The 21,636-nt window shown below is 68.8% G+C and carries 19 protein-coding genes and 2 pseudogenes; 13 read left to right on the forward strand and 8 right to left on the reverse strand.

Annotated elements, in window-relative coordinates:
• Complete coding sequence (locus P2424_RS13680; RefSeq protein WP_276476029.1) at window positions 1-663, reverse strand: pentapeptide repeat-containing protein; 663 nt, start codon at window positions 661-663, stop codon at window positions 1-3.
• 165 nt (window positions 664-828) lie between these two features.
• Between P2424_RS13680 and mltG the strand changes: the two genes are divergently transcribed.
• The 4 genes from mltG (at window position 829) to P2424_RS13700 (ending at window position 5,534) form a co-directional block, all read left to right on the forward strand.
• Window positions 829-1,620, forward strand: coding sequence for an endolytic transglycosylase MltG (mltG, locus tag P2424_RS13685; RefSeq protein WP_276476030.1), 792 nt, complete (start codon window positions 829-831; stop codon window positions 1,618-1,620).
• 205 nt (window positions 1,621-1,825) lie between these two features.
• Window positions 1,826-3,922, forward strand: a complete 2,097-nt coding sequence (locus tag P2424_RS13690) for a TerD family protein (RefSeq protein WP_276476031.1) — start codon at window positions 1,826-1,828, stop codon at window positions 3,920-3,922.
• A gap of 471 nt (window positions 3,923-4,393) precedes the next feature.
• Window positions 4,394-4,588 carry a hypothetical protein gene (locus tag P2424_RS13695; protein ID WP_276476032.1) on the forward strand — a complete coding sequence of 65 codons (195 nt, stop codon included), beginning with the start codon at window positions 4,394-4,396 and terminating at the stop codon, window positions 4,586-4,588.
• A gap of 424 nt (window positions 4,589-5,012) precedes the next feature.
• Window positions 5,013-5,534, forward strand: coding sequence for a hypothetical protein (locus tag P2424_RS13700; RefSeq protein ID WP_276476033.1), 522 nt, complete (start codon window positions 5,013-5,015; stop codon window positions 5,532-5,534).
• Between the two features lie 7 nt (window positions 5,535-5,541).
• Here P2424_RS13700 and P2424_RS13705 read toward each other — a convergent pair whose 3' ends face one another.
• Window positions 5,542-6,990 carry an MFS transporter gene (locus tag P2424_RS13705; RefSeq protein WP_276476034.1) on the reverse strand — a complete coding sequence of 483 codons (1,449 nt, stop codon included), beginning with the start codon at window positions 6,988-6,990 and terminating at the stop codon, window positions 5,542-5,544.
• A gap of 433 nt (window positions 6,991-7,423) precedes the next feature.
• On the opposite strand from P2424_RS13705, the gene P2424_RS13710 reads away from it, so the two are divergent.
• The 3 genes from P2424_RS13710 (at window position 7,424) to P2424_RS13720 (ending at window position 9,367) form a co-directional block, all read left to right on the forward strand.
• Complete coding sequence (locus P2424_RS13710) at window positions 7,424-8,080, forward strand: TetR/AcrR family transcriptional regulator (RefSeq protein WP_276478961.1); 657 nt, start codon at window positions 7,424-7,426, stop codon at window positions 8,078-8,080.
• 234 nt (window positions 8,081-8,314) lie between these two features.
• Window positions 8,315-8,521, forward strand: a complete 207-nt coding sequence (locus P2424_RS13715; protein ID WP_276476035.1) for a hypothetical protein — start codon at window positions 8,315-8,317, stop codon at window positions 8,519-8,521.
• 240 nt (window positions 8,522-8,761) lie between these two features.
• Window positions 8,762-9,367: a DUF1062 domain-containing protein gene (locus tag P2424_RS13720; RefSeq protein WP_276476036.1), complete on the forward strand. Its 606-nt coding sequence runs from the start codon at window positions 8,762-8,764 to the stop codon at window positions 9,365-9,367.
• Between the two features lie 50 nt (window positions 9,368-9,417).
• On the opposite strand, the gene P2424_RS13725 is transcribed toward P2424_RS13720, so the two are convergent.
• Window positions 9,418-9,828, reverse strand: a complete 411-nt coding sequence (locus P2424_RS13725; RefSeq protein ID WP_276476037.1) for an SRPBCC family protein — start codon at window positions 9,826-9,828, stop codon at window positions 9,418-9,420.
• Between the two features lie 287 nt (window positions 9,829-10,115).
• Window positions 10,116-10,547: an ankyrin repeat domain-containing protein gene (locus tag P2424_RS13730; RefSeq protein ID WP_276476038.1), complete on the reverse strand. Its 432-nt coding sequence runs from the start codon at window positions 10,545-10,547 to the stop codon at window positions 10,116-10,118.
• Between the two features lie 161 nt (window positions 10,548-10,708).
• Between P2424_RS13730 and P2424_RS13735 the strand changes: the two genes are divergently transcribed.
• Window positions 10,709-11,871 (forward strand): IS3 family transposase gene (locus P2424_RS13735; protein ID WP_276476039.1). Its coding sequence is split into 2 segments (ribosomal slippage): window positions 10,709-10,993 and window positions 10,996-11,871, totalling 1,161 coding nucleotides; the frame shifts between segments, so codons are not numbered across the junction.
• A 113-nt stretch (window positions 11,872-11,984) separates the two neighbouring features.
• Window positions 11,985-13,028 (forward strand): site-specific integrase, encoded by a 1,044-nt coding sequence (locus tag P2424_RS13740; RefSeq protein WP_276476040.1) that lies wholly within the window; start codon window positions 11,985-11,987, stop codon window positions 13,026-13,028.
• Window positions 13,029-13,050: 22 nt separating this feature from the next.
• On the opposite strand, the pseudogene P2424_RS13745 reads toward P2424_RS13740, so the two are convergent.
• Window positions 13,051-14,141 (reverse strand): annotated as a pseudogene (locus P2424_RS13745) (IS630 family transposase).
• A gap of 43 nt (window positions 14,142-14,184) precedes the next feature.
• Entirely contained in the window at window positions 14,185-14,448 is a 264-nt protein-coding gene (locus P2424_RS13750; RefSeq protein ID WP_276476041.1) for a hypothetical protein, read from the reverse strand.
• Between the two features lie 448 nt (window positions 14,449-14,896).
• Between P2424_RS13750 and P2424_RS13755 the strand changes: the two genes are divergently transcribed.
• Complete coding sequence (locus P2424_RS13755; protein ID WP_276476042.1) at window positions 14,897-15,187, forward strand: hypothetical protein; 291 nt, start codon at window positions 14,897-14,899, stop codon at window positions 15,185-15,187.
• A 192-nt stretch (window positions 15,188-15,379) separates the two neighbouring features.
• On the opposite strand, the gene P2424_RS13760 is transcribed toward P2424_RS13755, so the two are convergent.
• A complete protein-coding gene (locus P2424_RS13760) occupies window positions 15,380-15,859 on the reverse strand; it encodes an NUDIX hydrolase (protein WP_276476043.1) in 480 nt (159 codons plus the stop codon).
• 117 nt (window positions 15,860-15,976) lie between these two features.
• Between P2424_RS13760 and P2424_RS13765 the strand changes: the two are divergent.
• Window positions 15,977-16,162, forward strand: a pseudogene (locus P2424_RS13765) (helix-turn-helix transcriptional regulator); the annotation flags it as partial.
• Between the two features lie 996 nt (window positions 16,163-17,158).
• Here the strand turns inward: P2424_RS13765 and P2424_RS13770 are convergent.
• Window positions 17,159-18,112 (reverse strand): IS481 family transposase, encoded by a 954-nt coding sequence (locus tag P2424_RS13770; protein ID WP_276475919.1) that lies wholly within the window; start codon window positions 18,110-18,112, stop codon window positions 17,159-17,161.
• Between the two features lie 262 nt (window positions 18,113-18,374).
• Here P2424_RS13770 and P2424_RS13775 point away from each other — a divergent pair, with 262 nt between their 5' ends.
• Window positions 18,375-18,725: a DUF6415 family natural product biosynthesis protein gene (locus P2424_RS13775; protein WP_276476044.1), complete on the forward strand. Its 351-nt coding sequence runs from the start codon at window positions 18,375-18,377 to the stop codon at window positions 18,723-18,725.
• Window positions 18,726-19,555: 830 nt separating this feature from the next.
• Complete coding sequence (locus tag P2424_RS13780) at window positions 19,556-21,331, forward strand: IS481 family transposase (RefSeq protein WP_276478962.1); 1,776 nt, start codon at window positions 19,556-19,558, stop codon at window positions 21,329-21,331.
• The last annotated feature ends 305 nt before the right edge of the window (window positions 21,332-21,636 follow it).

The following is a 21,636-nucleotide window of genomic DNA, read 5'->3' on the forward strand; positions in this document are numbered from 1 at the left end:
TCAGGGCTCCACCCGCACGCCGATCTGCGCCGCGAACGCGCCGGCCAGCTCCAGCAGCTGCCCCGGGTTGATGGTGGCGCCGGCCAGCCGGTCCACGCCCGAAGCGATATCCAGCTCGGTCGCTCCCCGCAGGTCCACGTCCTTGAGCCGCACCTCGCGAAGCTCGGCCCGGCGCACCACACAGTCGCGGAAGGCCACGCGCTCCAGCGCGGCACCCGCGAAGTCCGGCTCGTCCAGCACACAGCCCTCGAACGTGACGTCGGTGAGCGACGCCTGCCGGAGGTTGAGGAAATCGATCTTCCCGCCGGACACCAGCACCCGGTTCAACCGCGCCCCGTGCAGCCGGACACCGCCCAGCCGCGCGTCCCGCAACTCCACGTCACGGAACTCGGCGCCCGCCAGCTCCGTACCGACACCGCGGACTCCCTCCAGCACCGAGTCGATCACCCGGAGCCGCCCCAGCCGGGCCTCGTCCAGCACGCACCGGTACATCCCCACGTCCAGGAACGTCGCACCACCGCCCTCGGTCCCGCTCAGGTCCAGTTCCTCGAACCGCACGCCGTCGTAGTCCCCGTCGGGCTCCAGCCCCCGCCCCTCGAAGGGCCGCAGCGCGGGAAGAGAGACCTGCGGGCGCCGCGCCGCCCGTACCGCCGATGTCGCCATCCCCTCATGGTGCGGCCGACCACTGACAACGGCGCCACCGACGGCGGGTCGGCGGCGGCGCGCACCGCCCCGAACGGCTGCGCGCGCCCCGCTCGGAAAGTGGTCCTGGTCCCATAACCGGTATCCGGGCCCCGCCACCCGGCGCACTGGCCTAGCGTTTCTCCCATGACCACCAGGACCGGGAACCGGAAGCGATGGCTCATCGCGGTGGCCCTGCTGTGCGCCCTGGCCGTCACCGCGGCCGCCGTGGTGCTGATCCGGCAGTACCAACAGGACCGGGCGTCGAAACCCTTCGTCGTCCCCGAGGGGTGGCGCGCCACCCAGGTGTACACGGCGGCCGACAAGGCGCTCTCCGTGCCCGAGGGCACGACGCGGAAGGCCGCCGAGCGCGCCGCCCGCGCGGGCGAACTCCCCCTCCCCGCCGCGGCGAAGCACAATCCCGAGGGGTACCTCTACCCCGCCACCTATCCGGTCCGCGCCAAGACGACCCCGACCGCGCTGCTCACCTTCATGGCCGAGACGGCGAAGGAGCGGCACGCGGCGGCGGGCGTGGGCGACTACGACACCCTCGTCATCGCCAGCCTGGTCCAGGCGGAGGCCGACACCCCCGAGGACATGGCGAAGGTCGCCCGCGTCATAGACAACCGCCTCAAGCGCGACATGCCGCTACAGATGGACTCGACCATCAACTACGCCCTCGGCCGCTCCACCCTCGACACCAGCCACGCCGACACCCGCCTCGACTCCCCCTACAACACCTACCGCCACAAGGGCCTGCCTCCCTCTCCCATCAACAACCCGGGCCCCGAAGCCCTGGAAGCCGCCCAGCACCCCACTGCCGGCGACTGGCTCTACTTCGTCACCGTGAAACCGGGCGACACCCGTTTCACGGACGACTACGCACAGCACGAGAAATGGGTGGAGGAGTTCAACACCGAACAGGCCGACGGCGCCTGAGCCGATCCGCCACTCGGCACCGGGACCGAGGACCGGACCCGGCGACGAGAGGGGCCGCAGCCGATTTCCCGCGAACCCCGCAGGCACCGGGCATGAGTACTACGATTTTCTCGGTGTGTCGTACGTCACATGGAGAGTGCGACAGGTGGTCCGTGCGGGAGAGCTGTGTGCCCCGCACGGGAGATGGGGGGTTCTTGTGCGCGAGATGACCAAGGGGATGAATGTAGGGCTCAGCTCTCTCAGCCCCCATGTCGGCTCGGTGCTCGTCGGTCTGAGCTGGGTCAGCCCGACCGGGGACGGCGACGCGGACGTGTCCGTCCTGCTGCTGGACGCGAACGGCAAGGTGCGCGGAGACAGCGACTTCTACTTCTACAACAACCCCACCGCGGCCGACGGCAGTGTGCAGCTTCTGGGCAAGACACCGACGGAGAACGGCGACGAGGACCGCATCAGCTTCGACCTGACCGCCGTCCCGCCGGGGATCGACCGCATCGTCGTCACCGCGAGCCGCTACGGCGGCCGGAACTTCGAGGAGTTGGCGGACGTCGAGGTCACGCTGGCCGACGGGACCGGCGAGCGCCTCCTCCGCTTCGCCGTCGAGGACGCCGACACGGTCAGCGCGATCATCTTCGGTGAGCTGTACCGGCGCGGCGGGGAATGGAAGTTCCGGGCCGTCGGCCAGGGGTACGCCAGCGGACTGGCCGGACTGGCGACGGACTTCGGCGTCGACATCGAGGACGACGCCGGCACCGCGGAAGGCGCTCATGCCGAGGACGGCGAGGACACGCTCCCCGACGAGCAGGGCACCGCCCGGACCGGGCACACGGCCACGGACGCGCACAGCAGCGCGAACGCTGCCGGGGCCGGGACCGGCAAGGAGCCCGGGGACGGGGCTGCGCAGGCCGGCGGTCCGGATTCGGTGGCGCCCCCCGGCCCGGCACCGGCTCCGCGCACGGTGCCGACTCCGCGCGCGCCCGACGGCCCCGTCCGGCCGACAACGCGTACGCCCCGGCCCCGCACCGCGAAGAAGAAGGTCACCCTGCCCCGGGCGGACCGGAAGGCGCTGGCGGAGAACGAGTCCTGGCGGCCGTCCCGGCTGGTACCGGTCCCGACGCTCAAGAGCGACCGGGACCGCGAGGTGCGGGCCACCTCGGTGCTGCTGTCGGTGATGGCCCAGGTGCCGGAGTTCGGCAGGAGACTCACGGCCGCGTTCGGGGCGCCCGCCGGGCGCATGGAGACCTACACCGAAGTCGTCCTCCCGCACGGCGAGACACCGCGCCGCCCGGACGGGGTGATCCGCGTCGAGCGGGCCGGCAAGCTGTGGACCGCTCTCGTGGAGACCAAGACCAACGGAAGCGCCCTCAAGCCCGACCAGGTGCAGGCGTACATGGACATCGCCGCACGCCGCGGCTACGAGGCAGTGATCACGGTGTCCAACGACGTCGCGCTGGAGGGCAGCCCGCTCGTCGACGTCAAGATCGACGGACGGCGCAAGCACCGCGTGGCCCTCCGGCACCTGTCCTGGGCCGAAGTCACCTACCAGGCGCAGATGCTGATCCGGCACGAGGGCGTCGGAGACAAGGCGCACGCCTGGCTGCTCCAGGAACTGCTGCACTACCTGCAGCACGAGAACTCCGGCTGCCACGGCTTCCAGAACATGGGCGCGGCCTGGGTACCCGTACGCAACGCGATCAACGACGAAACCCTGTGCGAGGGTGATCCGCGCGCTCTGGACGTGGTCGAGAACTGGGAGCGGCTCGTCCGCCAACTGTGCCTCGGCCTCGGCGGCGAACTCGGGCAGAAGGTGCTGCCCGTCCATCGTGCCAAGCGCGGCGCCGATCCCTCCGCACGCCGCAACCGCCTGGCCGACCGGCTCTGCCGCGAGGGGCTGCTCCAGGCGGAGTTCCGGATCGACGGCGCCCCCGGAATCCTGGCACTCACCGCGGATCTGCGCACGGGGAAGCTGCGCACCTCCATCGAGATCCCGGCCCCCGAGAAGGGCTACCCGCTCAGCAGGGCGAAGCGGCTGCTTCGTCGGCTGGCCGAGGCACCGGCGGACCTCCACGTGGAAACGCTGCTGGAAGGCGGGGCGGGTGGCCCGCGGGGCACGCTGGAGAGGCTGCGGCCGGAACCGGCGGACATGCTCCCGAAGGGCGACGCCGGGATCACCGGTTTCCGGCTGTCGTTGTTCAAGAGCATGGGCAACAGCCGGGGAAACGCCGAATCCGGCTTCATCCGCAGCGTCGACAACGCGGTGCACCGCTTCTACACGACCGTGGTGGTGCATCTCGACCAGCCCTGACCCCCTGTCGGTCCCCGCAGCCGGTCTCCGCAGGACAAGCAGGGACCGACGAAATCAGGCCGTCGAAGCCGGCTGGTCGGCCCGGCGGCAAGCCTCCTCCCGAACCGCCTGCATTCGCCGCCCGCACGCCGTACGGACCTCCCGGCGGGCGTGCCGCGCACGTCCACCCGGGTTCACGAGGGGTGGTCGGATGACAGCGCCGGGTCGAATCGGCCCTGTACCGGCGGGTGCGGGGCCGCTATGGTGAAGGCCCGTCATACACGTTGCGGAGAGCAGTGAGAGGAGGAATTCCGTGCCCTATCGAGAGACACGCTGGAACGCCGCAGATCCCTCGCGGATCGGCGTACACCGTGACCGGCGAGAAGCTGCTGGAGAGGCCGGATCCTCCAGCTTCTCCGTCCGAGGAGTCGTTCTCCTGTCGTTGTGAATCACAGAGTGCACGCCCGGCCCGTGTGCGGTAAGGCGAGCGCGATGTATCTCGATCTCATGGAAGCCCTCGGCACATTCTTCGGCGGTCTCGGTGCCTTTCTCGCCGCCACGGCCCAACTGCTGAAAACCCTGCAGAAGAAGGACCAGGAAGAGCGGGGTGCGGGCAGCAGCCACGACGCACCGGTCGGCTGGGAAATCCCCCAGGCGCTGCCCCGCCACCTGACCACCGCGGCCTGACCCGCTCCCTCTGACCTCGCCCTCGGGAGACGCCACCCCGCACCACGCGTCCCTCAGGCCGGCCCAAGCCGGTCGGCCGGCTGAACCCAGCCGGGCCGGGCAGCCGCGTCAGGCCGCAGGCGCCCTACTTCGGCGTGGCCGGGCACCACACGCGCACGCGCCCCCACAGGGGGAGGAGCACTCCCGCTCCTCCCCCTGTTGCCGCGAGGCCCGAGGCTGAACGTCGGACATCGGATGTCCGACCTCACACGTCCTACGGTTCCCACGCGCCCAACACGCTCCACGCAGAACGCGAAAACCAGCACACAGACCCACTCCCAGGCGAGCACTGGTCACAGAATGGCCACCTCTCGTCCAAGTTCTCCACCCGGTGCACCGCAGGGCACTACGGTCACTCCACCCGAAACACACTTGGGGGGACGAGATGACCAATCCGTACACCGCTCCCATACCTACGGCTCCCCGCCTGCCCGACACCCGCCCCCTCCGCAAGCGGGTCCTCGTATGGGTCGCAGGCGTGGCCCTCTTCGTCGCCGGAGTAGGCATCGGCGCCACCGGCGAGGACGGGCAGCAGCCGGTCGGCGACGAGGCGAGACCCGCGACAACTGTCACCGCGACTCGGACGGCAGACCCCGAACCCGCGCCCACGGTCACCGAGACCGTCAAAGCCAAGGCGAAACCCCGCCCCACGGTGACCGTCACCATGACCGCAGCCGCGAAGGCGGCCGACGACGGCGGCGACGGAGGCGGCGGCAACAGCAGTGACACCAGCAGCGGCCAGGGCAGCTCGGGCACCTGCTCGATCGTCTCCAACTCGGGGAACTGCTATTCGGCAGGGCAGTACTGCCGCAACGGCGACCACGGCGCCACCACCTCCACCGCGAGCGGCCGGACGCTCAAGTGCGCCTCCTCCCGCTCGGGCTCCTGGCGCTGGACATACAACTGACGCCCCATCAGTCCAGCACAGGCACGGCATCGTGGTCGTCGCCCCGCTCGGCCCGCTCGGCACGTGCGGGCGGGCCGGACCGGCGCAGGACGAGAAGCGCGACGAGGACGGCGGCGGCCAACAGCCCGGCGCCGAGGCGCAGGCCGAGCGCGTACCCCGTGTTGAGCGCCTCGGGAGTGACGGCGCCGCCGGCGCGGTGCTGGGCCGCGGTGCCCAGTACCGCCAGCCCGAGGGAGGCACCGATCTGGCGAGAGCTGTTGAGCAGGCCGGACGCGGTACCCACCTCATGCGCTGCCACCCCCGCGGTGGCGGTGGAGACGACGGGCCCGAGGCAGAGCCCGAAGCCGGCCCCGGCGACGACCGACGGCCCGAGGACATCGGTGGCGAAGGCGCCGTCGGCGCTGATCAGGCCGAACCAGGCGAACCCGGCCGCGGTCAGCGACCCGCCGACGACCAGCAGGGTGCGGGGCGCGACGCGGTAGCCGAGGACGATGGCGAGCACCGACCCGGCGATCACCGCGAGGGCGAAGGGCAGGAACATCACCCCGGTCAGCGCCGGACCGTTCCCGAGGACCTGCTGGAGGTAGAGGGAGACGAAGTAGAAGGACGCGGCCATCGCCGCACCCACCAGGAGATTGTAGGTGTTCGCACCCGCGACCGATCTGTTGGCGAACAGGCCCAGCCGGACCAGCGGTTCGCGGGCCGTGGTCCGCTCGACGTGGAGGAACGCGGCCAGCAGCACAGCGGCGACCGCCAGCGTCACCAGAGTGACCAGCGAGCCCCAGGCGTACCGGTCGGTCCGGACGATGCCGAACACCAGCAGCGTCGTCCCCGCCGTCACCAGGACGGCACCGAGCACGTCCGGACGGCCACGGGGAGCCGGCGCGCTGTCGGCGACGCCGCGCCAGGCCAGTGCCAGCGCGCAGGCGGCCATCGGCACGTTCACGAACATCACCCAGCGCCAGTCGGCGTACTCGGTGAGCAACCCGCCCATCAGCACGCCCATGGCGCCGCCCGCGGCGTTCATCGCACTCCACACACCGAAGGCCCGGACCCGCGCCCGCCCCTCGAGGAACGTCTCGGCCAGCACCGCCAGCGCGGCCGGTGCCAGCGCGGCGGCCCCCACGCCCTGCGCGGCCCGGGCGGCGACGAGGTGGCCGGGCTCATGGGCGAGGCCCCCGACCAGCGAGGCAAGGCCGAACAGAGCCAGCCCGAGCAGCAGGACGCGCTTGCGGCCGTACCGGTCCGCGGTCCGGCCTCCCAGGAGCAGCAGCCCGCCGAAGGTGAGGGCGTAGGCGTGGATGACCCAGGTCAGGCCCGCATCGCTGAAGCCGAGACCCTCGGCAATCTTCGGGAGTCCGACATTCACGACCGACAGGTCCAGCGACACCATGAACTGCACGACAGCCACCGCGGCAAGCGTCAATCCGGGGCGGGCGGTTCGGCTCTCCGTCATCGCGTTCTTCTCCGTTCCCGGCGGGGGCCCGTGGCGGGGCGGGGCAAATTTTCGAACATGTTCCAAAAGTAGCACTGGAGCGTCCGCGCTCACAAAGAGCTTCGGGAGCGGGCCACGACTGCGCGGACGGCGAGGGATCACCGCGCTCAGCGGCATGGGCGGGACGGCCTCGTCCACGGCGGAGGCGCCGTCCTCGTCCCGACAGACGGGACGGCATGATGGGGCAATGCCTCGACCGCCCGAACCGTCCGAGCCGACCGGCCCACACGAGTCAGCCGAGACACGTGAGACGCCCGACGTACGTGAGATGTCCGAGGCACGCGAGTCACCCGCACCGAGACCGCAGGACGGGAGCGCTCGCACCGGCACTCGCACCGGCCCCGCCAGGGACTCCGGCCGCAGCGGACGCACCGGTCGCACCGGCCGCCCGCGGTTGACCTCCCGCGCGGAGATCCTGGCGGCGGCCCGCCGGCTCATCGACCGGGACGGCTGGGAGAAACTGACCATCCGCCGCCTGGCCGCCGAACTCGGCGTCGGCGCGACGACCCTGTACCACCACATCCGGGACAAGGACGAACTGCTCGTCCTCCTCCTCAACCACCACGTCGACCAGAGCGAACGCCCGCAACTGCCGGACGACCCGCGCGACCGCGTCGTCACGGCCGCCACCGCCCTGCACGACGCCCTCGCCAACTGGCCCTGGGCCGCGGAGATCCTCACCGCCGACGGATTCGTCGGCCTGCTCGACGCATCGGCCCTGTGGATGGTCGAAGCCATCGTCGCCGGAGCCGAGGACTGCGGCTGCACACCCGCCCAGGCCGTCGACGTCTTCCGGGACCTCTGGTACTACACCGTCGGCGAGATCCTCGTCCGCGCCCACTCGGTGCGCCGACCGGCCGACGGCACGCACCCCGCCCCCCGCGGCCCCTCCTTCAGCGGCCTCGACGCCACGCAGACGCCCCGCCTCGCCGCCATCGGCGACCGGTGGCCGGAGCTGGCCGCACGCGACACCTACGCCCGCGGACTCCGCACCTTCGCCGACGCGCTCCTCCCCCACACCCCGCCGACCACACCCACAACCACCGCCTGAGCCCGCGCACCCAGCCGGCACGTCCAGCACAGAGCACGCCCTGCACGGAACATGCGCACACGACAAGCGCCGGCGCGCCGCCGCACCGCACCTCGGATGCGCGACGCTTCCGCGCCGAACGGGGATGAACCCGCCCGCGACGGGTACGGCGTCGCACATACGGCAGCCGCCCGACGCCCATCATCAGGAACGGGCGCTGCTGACGGCCCATCTACGCACCGCCCGGGGGACGACATGGACGAGAGCAACTTCCTGCGCGAGCGGTTTCGCTGGGCACTCCGCGCAGGCGGCGCCCTCACGGCCTTCTGCGTCGTAGGGGCGGTGCTGTCCGCCCTGTTCGGCGCCCCCGACCTGGTGTCCTGGCCCGTGGCAGCGGGTGCGGCCGTCGTCGGCTGGCGCGTCGGCAACCAGCTGATGCAGCGCTACGAAGGCCGCCGGTGACGCGGTGACAACCGGCCGGGGCCACACCGGCTGCCTGTCGGTGGGGGTGCGGGCGTCCCCTGAAAAAGCAGTGGAGCGGCAGTCCGGGGTGCCGCTACCGTGCTACCGCCCTTGTCGCCTCACCGAGGACGTGCCCTTGTACACCAAGTGAGACCCCCCGAGTGCTGATCTGTCGCGCGTCGCGCCTGTGCGCCGCGCTGCTTTCCGCTGCGGACTTCTCACTGAAACCGGTGTACTGCTGTGCAAACGACCTGGGTGGTCGTTCCCACCTGCCTGCCCGAAATCCTCCGCCGTTGTCATGTCTGCGCCTCCGAGCGCTTCCGCACGAGCGGCAAATTCCGCGTCAACGCGAACCACAAGCTCCTCGACGCCTGGCTCCTCGCCCTGTGCACCGGCTGCGGGGAGACCACCAAGCTCACCGTCCTGGAGCGGATCAACGTCCGCTCCATCCGACCCGACCTACTGGACCGCCTGCACGGCAACGACCCCGGCCTGGCAGCCGAACTGCTCCAGGACCCGCCCGTACGGCGTCGCAACCGCATCGCCCTCGACTGGCGCGACGCCTGGCGACTGGAGACCTCCGGCCCGACGCCGCCGGCGGCCGGGGACGGGCCGGGCGAGCGGGCACCGGCGGACGAGGCGGCGGCCCTGCCGGAAGGCGAGACGCTCGAAGTCTCGGTCCGCTTCGCCGCACGGATACCCATCCGCCCGGTACGCCTGATCGCTGACGGCTTCGGCCTTTCACGGGCCGAAGTGGGGAGACTGCTCGCCGAGGGCAACCTCGTCTCGACGGTCCGCCTGAGCGGCAAACTCTCCGCCAACTTCACCTTCACGTTCAAACGCTGAACCGGCCCTGCCAGGGAGGTCCTGTTCGGCCCGTCGCGGCCGGGCAGGACCTACCCGGACTCCACGATCGACTTGAGCCGGGCAAGGTCGGCGGCAACGGTGTCCGCGTCCCGCTCGAAGTCGGCCTCACTCATCTCCGGCCGCCGACGCAGCGTGAACACCACCTCGCTCCCCGCACCATGGGCGATCACGCGCACCGGGTTGTAGACGGACTGCCCCGAAGGCAACGTGACGTCGTGATCGAGCACACCCAGCTCATTACGCGGTGTGAAAGTGACCACCACCCGCCCCATCGGCGACGACTCCGCGACCCACCCCTCGTCCCTCTGTTCGATGGAATCTCCCAGCCCATGGGCCCACACGGGCAGATTCACCGGGTTCGACGCATAGTCGTAGACCTCGCCGAGGGGTCGGTCGATATAGACGCTCACGTGGCGTGATGCGGTGACTTGGCTGCTCATGGGACGACGGTAGCCCTCCGCCCGTCCGACTTTCTTGAACGAATCGGCCGCGCCACGGCCGCCCGCCCCGCGTTGGTACGGCACTCCACGGGCAGCGCCATTCCGCCGCGGGACAGGACATACGAGGTGGAACCTGCCGGACGCGGACGGCGTCCGGCAGCCGGCCCGGGCCCGAAGACCGTTCGATCCGCCCGGGGAACGCAATCGGCTCACCCGGCCGGCGCTGCGCGTCGACCGACGGCTCGGGGCTACCGTGCGCACCCCTCCTCACCGTCGAACGCGCTGACTCAGGTGCCGGCTGCCGTCTCGGGCTCGGGCTCGGGCTCGGGCTCGGGCTCGGCAGGAGGCAACGTGGGACAGGGGTCGGTGAGGCTGCCGCCGCGGCGGCGACGCATATGGGACTCGATCAGGCGAACGGCCGGCCCGTGACCGCAGTGAAAGGCGAAGAGCCGGGGGACCGTACCGTCGGGGCCCGAGAGTTCGGGGTCGGCACCATAGGCCAGCAGCGCCGCCGTGCACGCGGAGTTCAGCGGCTTCCCCGTCTGGACCGCACCGTCCGCCTCGACGTCGATCGCGTGCAGCAGCAACGTCATGTTCGACGACACCCCATTCGGGTCGACCCCGATGTCCAGCAGCCGGGTGAGGTCCTCGACCCGTCCGCGCGCAATGGCGTCGTACGCCGGGGAAGTCTTCTCGCCGAGTCGGCCCTTGTATTCCATGGTGCGATCCAAGCAGGCGGGTCCCGGGCGCTGTTCAGCAGCGAGTTCCCCCGCACCGGTTCCGCGTCCACCGGGTCGCCGTCCACCGCGTCCGGGTCTGCTGCATGGTCGGGTGACATCTGCTCTGGCTTGCCCGTAGGGCGGCCTGGAAGGATGTAGCCGTGCCAGTTCCCTATCCTCAAGAGTTCCGTGACGACGTGGTCCGCGTCGCGCTCAACCGCGAGAAGGGCGTCACCCTCGCGCAGATCGCGAAGGACTTCGGCGTCCATGAGATGACGCTGTCGAAGTGGATGCGCCAGGCCGCGGTCGAGGACGGCGAGAAGCCCGGTGTCACCAGGTCTGAGTCGGCGGAGAACACTGAGCTGAAGAAGCGGGTCCGGCTGCTGGAGCAGGAGAACGAGGTCCTGCGCCGAGCTGCCGCGTATCTGTCGCAGGCGAACTTGCCGGGAAAAGGCTCTACCCGCTCGTGAGAGAGCTCGCCGCCGACGGAGTCCCCGTCGCGGTCGCGTGCCGGATGCTCAAGCTCTCCCGCCAGCACTACTACCGCTGGCTGTCTCAGCCCGTGACCGATGCCGAGGTCACCGTGGCCTACCGCGCGAATGCGCTGTTCGACGCCCACCGCGACGACCCCGAGTTCGGCTACCGCCTTCTCGCCGGGGAGGCCGAGACGGCCGGGGAGCGCATGAGCGAGCGGACCGCGTGGCGGATCTGCCGGGACAACGCCTGGTGGTCGGCCTTCGGGAAGAAGCGATCGAAGAACGGCAAGAGACCGGGTCCGGCCGTGCACGATGATCTCGTCCAACGCGACTTCACCGCCGATGCCCCGAACCAGCTGTGGCTGACCGACATCACCGAACACCCCACGAGCCAGGGCAAGCTGTACCTGTGCGCGGTCAAGGACGCCTTCTGCGGCCGGATCGTCGGCTACTCCATCGACAACCGGATGAAGGCCCGCCTCGCGGTGAACGCCCTGGACAACGCGGCCGCCAGAAGAGGGGACGTGGCCGGCTGCACAGTCCATTCCGACCGCGGATCGCAATTCCGATCAAGAAAGTACGTCCACGCTCTGCACCGCCACGGCCTGGCCGGATCCATGGGAAGAGTCGGCTCGGCCGGCGACAACGCCGCCATGGAATCCTTCTTCGCTCTGCTGCAGAACAACGTCCTCGACCGCCGCACCTGGGCCACCCGGCAGGACCTCCGCACCGCGATCGTCACCTGGATCGAGCGGACCTACCACCGACGCCGCAGACAACTACGCCTGGGCCGTTTGACCCCCATCGAGTACGAGACCACCATGAAGCCCGCCGCCCTCGCCGCATGAAAACCGACTGTCACCTATACGTGCAGCAGTCCCAACCGTGGAACGACGCGCATGACAAGCTCACCCGGCTCAAAGCCAACTCCCACAGCGGCCTACCGATAGCCGCGAGCAAGATGACGCTTAGCGAGTACCTGACGTACTGGCTCACGCACGTCGCCCAGGTCAAGGTCCGCAAGACCACCTACGTCAACTACGAGTCCTGGGTTCGCAACTACGTCGCGCCGGGTCTCGGCAAGAAGAAGCTCGGGCGCCTGTCGGCCCGCGACATCCGAGCCTTCCTCCTGAAGACAGCCCAGACCTGCCAGTGCTGCGCCCAGGGCAAGGACAAGAACCGCCCCAAGGCCAAACAGCGTTGCTGCGCCCTCGGCAAGTGCTGCCATCAGACCCCGTCGGACCGAACTGTGCGCATCCTGCTTGCGCTCCTCCGGAGCGCTCTTCAGCACGCCGTGCGCGAAGACGAGATCCCCCGGAACGTCGCCAAGAATGTGGAGCTGGGCATGGGCACGATGCGCGAGATCGAACCGCTCACCGCCGCCGAGGGGCGACAACTCCTGGCCGCTGCCCGGGGCAATCGACTGTGCGCCGCGTATGAGCTGGCCGTACGGCTCGGTCTGCGGCGCGGCGAGCTGCTGGGCCTGCGGTGGGAAGACGTGGACCTGGACAAGGGCGTGCTGACCGTACGGCAGACCCTTCAGCGCGTCGGCGGCGACCTGGTCATCGTCCCGCCGAAGACCCAGAAGTCAGCCCGTCGAATCCCGCTTCCGCCCGAGTGCATCACAGCGCTCCGCGCCCAGCGGACACAGCAGCTCACAGACAAACGGCTTGCCGGGGACAAGTGGCGGGAAAACGGAAGCGGGCTGATCTTCACCACGAAGTTCGGAACCCCGATCGAGCCCCGTAACCTCAACCGCTCGTTCCAGGCACTGACGACTCGCGCCGGGGTCCGCAAGGTCCGCTTTCACGACCTGCGCCACACGTGCGCCTCGCTCCTCCACGAGCAGGGCGCCAGCGCCCGGACGATCATGCAGGTACTCGGGCACAGCTCGATCCGAGTGACCATGGACATCTACACCTTCGTTCGCCTCGACGAGCAGCGCGACGCGATCGGACGGCTCGGGGATGCCCTCAGCGGAGACGGCGACCCCGCCGATTCCTGATCCACTAGGTCCAACACCTGCGCTAGTCTTCTGAGTCAGGAATTCTATTCAGATAGCTGGCGAGGCGTTCGAGGATCTCGTCTGCGGTCTTCGTCCAGACGTAGGGCTTGGGGTCGGTGTTCCATGCGGCGATCCAGGTCCGGATGTCCTTCTCCAACGCCTGGACGCTTCTGTGGACGCCTCGCCGTATCTGCTTGTTCGTCAGCTCGGCGAACCACCGCTCGACCAGGTTGAGCCAGGACGAGCCGGTGGGCGTGAAGTGCAGGTGAAAGCGGGGGTGCGCCAGCAGCCAGGTTTTGATCGCCGGTGTCTTGTGGGTGGCGTAGTTGTCCAGCACCAGGTGCACGTCCAGGTCCGCCGGTATCTCCTGGTCGAGTTTGATCAGAAACTTCTTGAACTCCTCGGCCCGGTGCCGGCGGTGCAGGGAGCCGATCACCTTCCCCGTGGCCACCTCCAGCGCGGCGAACAATGTGGTGGTGCCCGCGCGCACGTAGTCATGGGTGACCCGCTGCGGGACACCGGGCATCATCGGCAGCACCGGCTGGGACCGGTCCAGGGCCTGGATCTGCGACTTCTCGTCGACACAGAAAACCAAGGCCCGCTCGGGCGGGTCCAGATAGAGGCCGACCACGTCGTGGACCTTGTCGACGAAGTACGGGTCCGTCGACAGCTTGAACGTCTCGGTGCGGTGTGGCTGCAGGCCGAAGGCCCGCCAGATCCGCGACACGGTCGACTGCGACAGGCCCATCTCCGTGGCCATTGCCCGCGTCGACCAGTGCGTGGCGTTCTTCGGCGCGGATTCAGTGTCCGCTTCACCACGGCGGCGACCTGCTCGTCGGTGACCGTCCGGGGCCCGCCGGACCGCGGCATGTCACCCAGCCCGGCGATCCGGTGCTCGACGAACCGCTTCCGCCAGCGGCCCACCGCATGCGGCGTCGAACCTAGTTGTCCGGCCACGTCCTTGTTGGACGCGCCGGCCGCGCAGGCCAGGATGATCCGGCACCGCAAAGCCCACGCCTGCGGGGTGGAACGGCGCCGAACCCATCCCTCCAGCGCAGCCCGCTCCTCATCCGACAGGATCAACTCGGCCTTCGGCCGCCCAGTACGTGCCACCAAGCAACCCTACACATCTGAATAGAATTCCTGACTCAGAAGACTAGTGGCCCGATGATTCCGGAAACCGTGCTCGCATCGGGCACGACGGATCGTCGCACGCCTGGTCGGGATCGCGATCGGGATCGCCCACCGCGTGTTCGAACTCGTAGTGGAAGCAAACCCAGTGCATGCGCTCGAAGGTGTCGTAGAGATCAGCGTTGACCCGGACCACACGGCCGCAGCGCACACAGACCGGTAGATGGAGGGACGCATGGTGGTGGGCCGTCATGGCAGCAGCATGCAGGATCCCGGGGGTGGCCGTCACGTCGGTTTCGGTGGTCGCCGGACCACGCCAGGCGAAGGTCGCCGCATACTGCCAACGAATCTCCGACTCACATCATTGGACGGCTGCCGTCAAAACTGCCGTCATCGGCACCACAGAGGCCCCGTCCCACACCAGGAACGGGGCCTCTGACCTGCGGAGCCGCCTGTCGGATTCGAACCGACGACCTTCTGTTTACAAGGTTCGGGCAGGGGCCTGGTGAGGCTCCTGGCCGACTTCCCGAGCGGTCGTCGCAGGGAGGCGCTGACGGGTGCGGTGTGCCGTCGTTGATGTCAGGGCTGATGTCATCGCGACGTGAGAAGCCTTGCCGTGACCCAAGGGACGAGTTGTGGTCGCGGCTCGAGCCGCTGCTGCCCGAGCCGAGCCGCACCCAAAGTTGAAGCCGGGAGAGCCCGGGTACCGACAGGCCCTCTGTGGCAACCTATTGGGCATGACTGATGAATTTCACCACTTCACGCGCACCTATCTACAGCTCGAAATAGCCTACGACGATATGGCCGCCACCCGAGAAACTCTCCAGCACTGCAACCCGAAATGGACCGCATCCGTTAAGGAGGGATTCAAAGCGGAGCTTGAGGAGCGGAGCTTGACAGTTGATGAGTACGAAGGCATGACCGACATCGAGTTCCCCGACAAGGAGTCGCTTTATGCATATCTGAGCGACGTCTATGCCTTCCTTTTCGAGGGTGGTTCCGAGAGTCCTCTCCCTCACGATGCCTGACCCCTTCGGCGAAGGGGTCTCAAAGCTCAGCCCAGATAGGGTCGCTCGCGGCGTTCCAGGAAGTGGCCGATTCTGAGCCGCTGGTTCGGGCAGCGCCCTTAAGGGCCAGTGACAGTCTTCTGGGGCGGTGATCGCGGCGCGGCGTGGGTGGAGGGTGTGCCGTCGTCGATATCTGGGATCGCGGTGGCTTGGCTACGCTGGTGCCGGTACCTCGCCATGTTCGAGGTACGCCGGGAGACCTTCGGCGCGCGCGATGACGGCACGCTTCACGCGACGGGCGAGCCTTGGGATCAGAAGCTGATCGAGGTCTTCAACCGGATGGAACTCGGCGGCCAACAGCTCGTCCGGGGCGAGCTTGATCGAGGCTGCGGCATCCGGGCTGAGTTCGCCCCCGTCGAAGACATACAAAACCTTGTCGCCCTCCTTGGCGTTCGGTGCCCAGTCGGTCACCAGGAGAGAACCGATGGGCGGCGCGATGCCCAGCTCTTCCTCGACCTCGCGGCGGCAGGCAGCCAACGGAGACTCGCCCGTCTCGACGTACCCACCAGGGATCTCCCACATCGGCTTGTACGAGGGACGGACCAGCAGGACGCGACCCTGGGCATCGAAGAACAGCGCACCTGAAGCCATTCGTGGCCGTGCCATCCGCTGTTCGTGATCGTTCTCGGGCATGCCCCGAGCCTACTGACTGTGCCCCTCAATGCTTGAGCCGGACACTTCACCTGCCGCGATACCACTACGCGTGTGACACTCGGGATCACAGAGTGAGGGGGTCACACAGTGCGTGGCATGGCAAACCATCTCCCGTTCGGCAAGCGCGTGCGGTTCTACCGGGAGCGCCGTGGCCTGCTTCAGTGGCAACTCGGGGAGCTGCTGAACCGTTCCGAGGACTGGGTGTACCGGGTGGAGTCCGGACGCATCCCGGTGAACAACGTGAAGATGCTCGCGGACCTGGCGGACGCCCTACGCGTGCATGTCGAGGACTTGCGAGGCGCCCCGGCACTTCTGGAGGACCACGGCAGTCACGAGGGCAGTGTGCCGGCCATTCGGGCCGCGCTCATGCAGTCACGGAGGCTCGCCGGTTCTCTGTACGACAACAGGGAGCCGTTGCGCCTGGAACGCCTCGCCGTCGAGGTCGATGACGTCTGGGGTTTGTTCCAAGCGTCCGCGTACGCCCGCCTCGCTGAACGTCTCCCGGCCTTGCTGGCGGACGCTCGTCTGGCGACGCACGAGCATTCCGCGGGGCCGGATCGTGTGCGAGCACTCAAGCTCTTCGCGCTCACCTGTCATGCCACGGCAGCGTTTCTCCGGAAGCTCGGGGAAACGAACCTCGCCTGGACGGCGGCCGATCAAGGTGACCTTGCCGCGAGTGAAACCGGGGACCCAGCCATCGTGCTGGCGCTGCGTCGCTGTGTCGCTCACGTCCAGCTCGGCGCCGGGTTGGCCTCGGAGGCGGTGAACGTCACGCAAGATGCGGCCAGTGACCTGCCTCGGGGCTGGTGGAAGTCCTCACCGTCCGCGCTTTCGCAGTACGGGACGCTGTTCCTGAACGGTGCCGTAGCTGCCGCACGGGTCCGCGACCGCTCGACGACCGCTGACATGATCGCTCAAGCGCAACAGGCCGCCGATCTGCTCGGCGCCGACATCAACGAGATGTGGACCTCCTTCGGTCCGACGAACGTCGAAATTCACCGGCTGGCGACGGCGCTTGAGTTCGAGGACGTACAGCTGGCCTTGGACATGGCGCCGCATATACGACCCAGCCGGTCCCTGCCCGTGGAGCGGCGGGCACGAGCGCGTCTTGACGTGGCTCGGGCCTACGGCGAAGCTGGCCGCACTGATGACGCGGCCGATCACCTGAAGCGAGCTTTCAGGACCGCTCCCGAGCAGATGAAGGCGCACGAGTTCGCTCGCGACCTGGCGCAGCGACTGCACGGTCGGAGCCGCCGCCGGGACGTACGCGAACTTGCCCTAGATGTATTGCTCTGTGAGGTTGGGGACGCGGCTGGCGGGTGGTTTGCCTGCGAGTGCGGTGTGTCCGCGGTGGTGATTGTAGGTGTGCAGCCACTGCGGGAACGCGTCGCGTCGTTCCTGTTCTGACCGGTAGGGGCGGGCGTAGGCCCATTCGTCGAGCAGGGTGCGGTTGAGGCGTTCGACCTTGCCGTTGGTCTGGGGCCGGTAGGGCCGGGTTCGCTTGTGGGTGATCCCGGCCGCTGCCAGTGTGTCGCGCCAGGTGTGGGACTTGTAGCAGGCGCCGTTGTCGGTCAGGACGCGTTCGACGGTGATGCCGACGCTGGTGAAGTAGGCGTGTGCCCGGGCCCAGAAGCCGGTGGCCGTGTCCTTCTTCTCGTCGGTGTGGATCTCGCTGTAGGCGAGGCGGGAGTGGTCGTCGACGGCGGTGTGGATGTAGCTGTAGCCGGCGTTCTTGCGGGTCTTGCGGCCGGCCTGGCGGCCGAGGACCTTGTGGCCGCCGCCGTCGGGGATGTTGCCCAGTTTCTTGATGTCGACGTGGACGAGCTCGCCGGGATGTTCGCGTTCGTAGCGGCGTATGACGCGGCCGGTCGCACGGTCCAGATGGGTCAGCCGGGCCAGCCCGAACCGCGTCAGCACGCGGTGCACGGTCGAGGGCACGAGGTCCAGCAGGTGCGCGATGCGGGCCGGGCCCCACCGGCGCAGGAGGCGGACCTTGATGATCCTTCGCTCGGTCCGTGTCGGCGTCCGCCGCGGGCTGTGACGGGGACGCGAGGAGCGGTCGGTCATCCCGGCCTCGCCCAGCAGCCGGTAGCGCTCAGCCCACCGCTGAGCCGTGGTCGGCGAGACCTGGAAGCGTTCGGCAGCCCGCCGGAGCGGCCAGCCGTCCTCGACCACGCAACGGGCCAGACGCAGACGTCCGGTCTCGGTCAGGGGTGCATTACGGTGGGGCACGAGGGCCTTTCTGGTCGGTGTAGACGTCGCAATCCACACCGAACCCGGAAGGCCCTCACCCGTTCAAGATCCCTCAGCCGAGACCTGCATCACCCGTCCACAACCTCCCGAGACAGAACACCTAGACCTCGGCGCGATCAAGTAGCCGCCGACACCCGGACGCTCAGGGGCTGACCCGGAATTTTCTTCCGGGTCAGCCCCTTTTTCGGCCTCTACGGTCTCCCCGTTCGCACCACTCAAGCGCGGGGAGGATGGCCGACCGGTGGACGTAGCGGAGATCAAAGCAACCATCAGCACGGCTCTGGCTGAACGGTCGGCGTTGCCTCCTTACGAAAAGCTGTGCTGCCTGCACGAGGCCCTGTTGGGGCACATCAAGGCGCTGATGCCCTTAGCCGAGAAGCAGATCGACGGCCTCTGGCGTGGTTCTCGGGAGTGGTACCGGAAGCGTGCCACGTTCGATTCCATCCCGTACGAGGTGGACCAAGGGCTGGGCGGGGGCCTGTGCACTGCCATAGCCCACGTGAAGAGCTTGGGCTACACCCTCAGATTCCTTCTGGAGAACGCCGGTTTGGCCGATGTAGGCGGGGGCTCACCCAGCCACCCTGACGGCTGAGCCCGCAGTTCCACCACACAACCTCAGACGCAAGGCCGGACCACCCCTCAGACCTTGGCGGGGAGAAGGGTGGTCCGGTGGAGAGTCCCTGTTCAGGACCCTGGTGCCAATGGTACCGGGGCGCTTGTCGTGCCCTCGTTCGCTGCCTCGGCCCAACTGCAAGCCATCTGACTGATAGGGCCCTTCACGAATGACAAGCGCTTCTGATGCCTCAGCCACCGAAAGCAAGCCACGACGGCGGGAGAGCCGCGCGGACACCTGCGCATGGCCCCCTCAGCCACCCACCGTCATCAGCCACGCCTTCCTGTTCTCGATCTCTGACCCGCAGACGCCTCCGCGCAGCCCCAGCCGACCACTTGGCGACTGCGGGGCCGGTTCGCAGCCCGCCGCGAGACTTGGCGCCGCGCCACGGGCGTTGTCGGCGTGCGGTGCTCCTGCCTCGCCTGGCTGGTCGGCGTCGTACTCCTGGTCGTGCTCGTGCTCGCGGGTGTTCAGCGGTCTGCCGAGTCACATCAAGCCAGGGCTCAGACGTTCCTTGCGGGGCCGGTGGGTTGCTGTGCGGGTCTGCGCGCTGAGCGGGCCGGGGCCGACGCGAGCGGGGCGGAGACAGGAGCGGGCGGCGGCCACTGGCCGCCAGCGCGCGCGGGCCGCGTCAGCGGCCCGCCTTGATCCAGTAAGGAAACTCTGAACAGCTCCGGCCCTGGTGGTTTTGTCTTGTCTCGGTTGATGCTTGACGTTGTGGCTTCACCTGATGCTTGACACCGCTTGTCTCGGCTTTGCTGTGCGCGTCGTATCCGCGTGCAGGGAGGGCCGGGGCCGTGCTGGTGGAGCTGAGCGTGGTCGAGCAGCGGTATCACGCGGTGATGGAGGTCGCCGCGGGGGTTCCGGTCACCCAAGTCGCCGCCCGGTATGGGGTGTCGAGGCAGTCAGTGCACTCGTGGGTGCGCAAGTACGAGCAGTCGGGTCTGCCGGGGCTGGCGGACCGGTCGCACCGGCCGGACTCGTGCCCGCACCGGATAGCGGCGGAGGTGGAGGCGGTGGTGTGTGAACTGCGGCGCCGGCATCGCGGCTGGGGCCCGCGTCGGCTGGTGCACGAGGTGGAACGCAGGGGCATCACGCCGGTGCCGTCCCGGGCGACGGTCTATCGAGTCCTGGTCCGCAACGGACTTGTTGAGCCCGGGGTGCGTAAGCGTCGCCGGTCGGATTACCGCAGGTGGGAGCGGTCGGCGTCGATGGAACTGTGGCAGATGGACATCGTCGGCGACATCCTGCTGGCGGACGGCAGCGAGTGCAAGATGGTCACCGGGATCGATGACCACTCCCGGTTCATGGTGATCGCGAAAGTGGTGCAGCGGGCCACGGCCCGAGCGGTGTGTCTGGCCTTCGGCGAGGCACTGGTGCGGTTCGGAGTGCCCGGCGAGGTGCTGACGGACAACGGCAAGCAGTTCACCTCCCGCTTCAGTCCCGGCAAGCCCGGAGAGACGATGTTCGACCGGATCTGCCGGGAGAACGGCATCGCTCACCGGCTGACGAAGCCGCAGTCCCCGACGACCACGGGGAAGATCGAACGCTTCCACCAGACTCTGCGGCGCGAACTCCTCGACCGGCGTGATCCGTTCGTCGACCTGGCGGCTGCGCAGGCGGCGGTGGATGCCTGGCTGGAGGACTACAACCGGATGCGGCCGCACCAGGGACTGGAGATGGCCGTCCCGGCCAGCCGGTTCGTTTCCCGGCCGCGGTCCGAGCAGGATGCGCTGCCGGTGGTGCTGCCCGCCCGCCTCGACCCCGTCCCCCAACCTGATGTCCCAGTGTCTCCTCCCGAGCCGGTCGCGGCGGTTTGGCCGATGGCGGAGGGAGAGGTCGGTGCGATCGAGCTGGAGCGGGTGGTGCCTGCGTCGGGGAACCTGAGCCTGCGTGGTCAGCAGGTCTGGTTCGGTCCGGCACTGGCCGGCATCACGGTGACCTTGCGGATCGACGTGAACCGGCTGCACGTGTTGATCGGCGGCGGTCGGCACAAGACGCTGCCCTCGAAGCTGTCCGGCCGCGACCTCAAAGCCCTGCTGGCAGGCGGGGGCGCCCGGCCCGCCGGGCCCTGGGCGGAGGATCCCAGACCGGCGCAGGACACGAAGGGGGTGGTGGAGGTGGACCGGACCGTGAACGCGGTCGGCTACGTCGGCCTGGGCGGTGACAAGGTCCTGATCGGCTGGCCGTTCGCCGGACAGCGGGTCACCCTCCGGCTCGACGGGAAAGTCCTTCAGGTCCTGGACGAGCAGCGTGTCTTGCAGGCCACCCTGCCCAGCCCTCTGCCGCCCTCTGCATGCGGGCGCCTGCAAGGTGCTCGTCCGGCCGGGCCGTCACCGCTGCTGCCTCCGCCAGCCGAGCAGATCACCGAACGGACGGTCAGCAGTGTCGGCGGCTTCATGATCGCCGGACAGCGCGTCCAGCTCGGCCGCGGCTATGCGCACCAGGTCGTCACCGCCCACCTGGACGAGACATCGATCCGGGTATTCCACAGCGGCGAGCTGATCACCACCGTCCCGCGTGTCACCAGGAAGGAGGTGGTGGTCCGCAAGTCCGGCGAACACAACCGCCGGAAGATCGTCTAGGGAAAGCGTCAAGCATCACCTGACGCCAACCCGTCAATCATCACCTGAGACTCGACACGGCCCTGGTGGTTTCGACTGACCTCACGATTTCGTCCAACTCCGCTGAGCACGCCGCACGAAGGGGAAGCAATGCACGAAGCTCACGTCCACCGCATAGGCCAGGCAGGCAGCACTCAGCCCGAGCGCACCGCCAGGCGGACGGAGACCATGGGAGCCTGGGCACTGAACGAGTCGGAACATGCGCTTCTGTTGGAGATCGCCTCGATGGCCAAGCGTATCTGCGAAGAGGTGGAAAGCGTGCGCGC

It is taken from the genome of Streptomyces sp. WMMB303, assembly GCF_029351045.1.
Classification (GTDB): domain Bacteria; phylum Actinomycetota; class Actinomycetes; order Streptomycetales; family Streptomycetaceae; genus Streptomyces.

What these genes read in the sequence shown, in the direction of transcription:
- P2424_RS13730 (WP_276476038.1), bottom strand. Translation starts at nt 10,547, where the DNA reads ATGGAATACAAGGGCCGACTCGGCGAGAAGACTTCCCCGGCGTACGAC.
- P2424_RS13760 (WP_276476043.1), bottom strand. Translation starts at nt 15,859, where the DNA reads ATGCCCGAGAACGATCACGAACAGCGGATGGCACGGCCACGAATGGCT.
- P2424_RS13680 (WP_276476029.1), bottom strand. Translation starts at nt 663, where the DNA reads ATGGCGACATCGGCGGTACGGGCGGCGCGGCGCCCGCAGGTCTCTCTT.
- P2424_RS13755 (WP_276476042.1), top strand. Translation starts at nt 14,897, where the DNA reads ATGACTGATGAATTTCACCACTTCACGCGCACCTATCTACAGCTCGAA.
- P2424_RS13700 (WP_276476033.1), top strand. Translation starts at nt 5,013, where the DNA reads ATGACCAATCCGTACACCGCTCCCATACCTACGGCTCCCCGCCTGCCC.
- P2424_RS13695 (WP_276476032.1), top strand. Translation starts at nt 4,394, where the DNA reads ATGTATCTCGATCTCATGGAAGCCCTCGGCACATTCTTCGGCGGTCTC.
- P2424_RS13725 (WP_276476037.1), bottom strand. Translation starts at nt 9,828, where the DNA reads ATGAGCAGCCAAGTCACCGCATCACGCCACGTGAGCGTCTATATCGAC.
- P2424_RS13740 (WP_276476040.1), top strand. Translation starts at nt 11,985, where the DNA reads ATGACGCTTAGCGAGTACCTGACGTACTGGCTCACGCACGTCGCCCAG.
- P2424_RS13715 (WP_276476035.1), top strand. Translation starts at nt 8,315, where the DNA reads ATGGACGAGAGCAACTTCCTGCGCGAGCGGTTTCGCTGGGCACTCCGC.
- mltG (WP_276476030.1), top strand. Translation starts at nt 829, where the DNA reads ATGACCACCAGGACCGGGAACCGGAAGCGATGGCTCATCGCGGTGGCC.
- P2424_RS13690 (WP_276476031.1), top strand. Translation starts at nt 1,826, where the DNA reads ATGACCAAGGGGATGAATGTAGGGCTCAGCTCTCTCAGCCCCCATGTC.
- P2424_RS13705 (WP_276476034.1), bottom strand. Translation starts at nt 6,990, where the DNA reads ATGACGGAGAGCCGAACCGCCCGCCCCGGATTGACGCTTGCCGCGGTG.